Raw genomic sequence first — 3,172 nt, 5'->3', positions numbered from 1 at the left:
TTCCATTTTCTCGATACTTAGCCCCATTTGTGCCAGCTGAGTCAGGAAATTTGCCAGCACTGCATAATTTTCATGCATGACCGCCAATTGAATTTTTCCTTCCATTTGCTGGGAAGCCACCGACAATCCTTGCTGCTGTGCGACCCGCTGTACTTTTTCTGCAGCATCCAGTTGCGTGTCCCCAGCCGGTTTCATGGTCACGGCATTACTTTGCATCCAGACAATGGTATCTTTCAGCTGATTTAAGCGTTTTTGCTGGGTGTCTGCCGCCTGATGCATATACCAGAGTGCAGAACCGACCGCCGCTACAATCACAAAAACAGTGGTAAAAATCACCATTACCCGTTCACGTACCGACAGGCTGTCCAGATAATCATTCAGTTTTTCAAAAGACTGATCCATACGATTTTGTAGCACTTCAATGCCTTTCATTATTGAATCCTCACCAGTCCGATCGCAGCTGTTCCGCTGGCCTGAATATTCCCCAGCTCCACCTTGAAGCCTTGCTGGCTCAATTGCGTGGTCAGTGCATTTAACGTTTCTGATGAATTGGCTTTAAGTTCCATACTTAACACAGAAGCATCATAATTCACCCGTTGTGCCACAATCTGATTTTGCATCAAGACTGCCCCCACCCGACTAATCAGCTGCAATGCGTGTGTATCTGCAATCTGGCTTTGACGCAACTGCCCTTCAAACTGACTTTTGATATTCTGCTCAGTGACCGGATAATTTTGTCCAAACCAGTATTTAAACTGGTCAATGGCTTGCGCGGCGGTCTGATTCGCCACTTTCTTATATTGATACCAGCGCACAGCATCATAACTAAACTGCAATACCAAAATACCCAGAAAAACCGCCGCGCAGGCTTTCCAGTAACCGGAAATAGCACCATCAGATTTTGCTTTAGGCAATACATTAAACGGATGCTGTTTCGGTTTTTTCAGTACAGGAATACCATATTGGAAAGACTCCAGTTGCTCCTGAGTGATGAGTGCTTCCAGACTACGCAACTGCTCCTGATTCAGGTTGCTCACCTTATAGCTGAGGTCCTTGGGCTGATAATCCAGATAAAGGCTCAGATCATCCAGCGACTGGCCAATATATTCCGACTCACGCACCAGCAAACGCCCACCAATTTGAGCAATCACACGCTGATTGGCATCAGGAACCGGCAGCACTAAAAAGTCCGGCAATAAAGCTGCCAGCTTGACTGGAATCAGGTTTAAAGCATGTTGCAAAGTCTCAAGCGTCGAATTCGCAATCCCCATAATGCTGATCTGATCTGGCTGCTGAAAATGATGCAGCACTTTCATGGCATCTACCGGCAGAACCACATATTCTTCAAGCAAATATTTAATGCCATCATTACCCATTTTCTTATATTGGCTCTTGGGCAAGGTCTGCTGCAAAATTTGCACATGACGGCTCGGAAAAAACACCACCGCCTCTTCGCCATGATGAGCCTGTATATCCTGAATCAGCTGCTCTAGTGTGTCCGCAGTGTTCCAGAATTCCCCAGTTGACCATTGCCAAACCCCATTGGCTTCTGGCATCCATAAATACAACATTGATTGTGTTCTGCCGTTTTAATTAATTTTTTATAGTGTAGGAATAAAGCTTTTTATCTGTGTGGATAAGCCAGGGGCAATCACCGCCTGATCATAAATACGTGCTTCTGCCAATGCATAAGGATGAAAAGATTCAGCCAGCAGAATGGAAGAAATATGTGCCACCACATTCATATGACACACCACTGCAATCGACTCATAAGGCAGTTGCGACAACCATTCCACTGCGACTTTGGCATCATCATCCGGTTTGATGGTATTACAGATCACCACCGGCACATCTTTAAAATAATGCTGCAAATGTGCCAGAGTTTCCTGCGCTCGCAATAACGGACTGACCACAAAGACTTCAGGCTTAATCAGATCCTTTAAGAACTGTGCAGTTTGCTCAGCCTGTTGATGACCACGCTCCGTTAAAGGTCGCTTGGTGTCATTACCATTGACCGGTGGTGCGGCCTCGCCATGTCGAACTAAAGTCAGTTGCATTTGATTTCCTTATATTCTTTTGCCTGCATGATAAGCAGCGATTATGTCAATTCGCAGACAGTCCCTGTGTTATAGATCAGACTTGATGATGTGGCAAGACAAATTCGACATCACTGCGATGCCCGTTTTTCATCAATGACAATGCAATATTGAGTGGCGGCGCACCTTCAAAAATCACATCATACAAGGCCGAGGTAATTGGCATATACACATCGAGCTCTTCCGAACGTGCCTTGACCTGCACAATAGTATTAATCCCTTCTGCCGTTTGACCCAGTTCAGTCGTCGCCTGCTCCAAAGTCTTACCCTTGCCAAGCGCGTAGCCCACCTGATAATTACGGCTGAGCGGACTGCTACAGGTTGCGAACAAATCACCCACACCTGAAAGCCCAAGGAAAGTCAGCGGATTGGCACCGAGTTTCACTGCAAAACGGCTCATTTCGGCCAAGGCACGGGTCAGAATCATACTCTTGGTATTTTCACCCACGTTATACGCAGCGGCCATACCCATCGCGACAGCATAAATATTTTTTAATGCACCACCGAGTTCTACGCCATGCACATCATCACTGGCGAATACGCGGAACAAGGCACTATGCAAGGCTTGCTGTACTGCATAACGTACCAGTTCAGAATGACTGGCAATCACGGTTCCTGCCGGCTGTCCTGCCACAATTTCTTTGGCCAGATTCGGTCCTGATAACACGCCATAAGGTACTTCAGGCAAAACTTCGCGAATAATATCACTCATGAAACTAAAGGTTTTGGCTTCAATACCCTTGGTCAGCGAGATCACGGCTTGCGATGTAATAAAAGGTTTGATTTGCTGCAAGACATCCCGGAAGGAATGACTCGGTATAGCGACTAAAATAATATCGCGATCACGCACAGCCTGTTCCAGATCTGACACAGCCAGCAGACTTTCTTCTAACCGGAAATCTGGCAAATAGCGTTTATTGATATGCGTGGCATTAATATCTGCCGCAACTGCTTCATCACGAATCCAAATCATGGTATTGCAACCATTACGCACTGCAGTATTGGCCATTGCAGTACCAAAGCTGCCCCCACCCAATACCGTGACTCTTAAAGCTGTCTTATGATCAACTGCAACC

General features: G+C 46.3%; 4 protein-coding genes. All 4 read right to left on the bottom strand.

Features of this window, described 5'->3' with window-relative positions:
- Positions 1-432, bottom strand: a 432-nt coding sequence (gene gspM, locus WAK81_RS12885) for a type II secretion system protein GspM (RefSeq protein WP_422197332.1), incomplete at its 3' end; no start/stop codon positions are given.
- Positions 432-1,571, bottom strand: a complete 1,140-nt coding sequence (gene gspL / locus WAK81_RS12880; protein ID WP_422197330.1) for a type II secretion system protein GspL — start codon at positions 1,569-1,571, stop codon at positions 432-434. The genes gspM and gspL, both read right to left, overlap by 1 nt.
- Positions 1,572-1,601: 30 nt before the next feature.
- Positions 1,602-2,057 carry a phosphoglycerate mutase family protein gene (locus tag WAK81_RS12875; protein WP_422197328.1) on the bottom strand — a complete coding sequence of 152 codons (456 nt, stop codon included), beginning with the start codon at positions 2,055-2,057 and terminating at the stop codon, positions 1,602-1,604.
- 76 nt (positions 2,058-2,133) lie between these two features.
- On the bottom strand, positions 2,134-3,172 hold a 1,039-nt coding region (locus WAK81_RS12870; RefSeq protein WP_422197326.1), incomplete at its 5' end, for an NAD(P)H-dependent glycerol-3-phosphate dehydrogenase.

This window comes from Acinetobacter sp. (genome assembly GCF_049284435.1).
GTDB lineage: Bacteria > Pseudomonadota > Gammaproteobacteria > Pseudomonadales > Moraxellaceae > Acinetobacter.
This window is presented reverse-complemented; position numbering and strand designations above follow the sequence as displayed.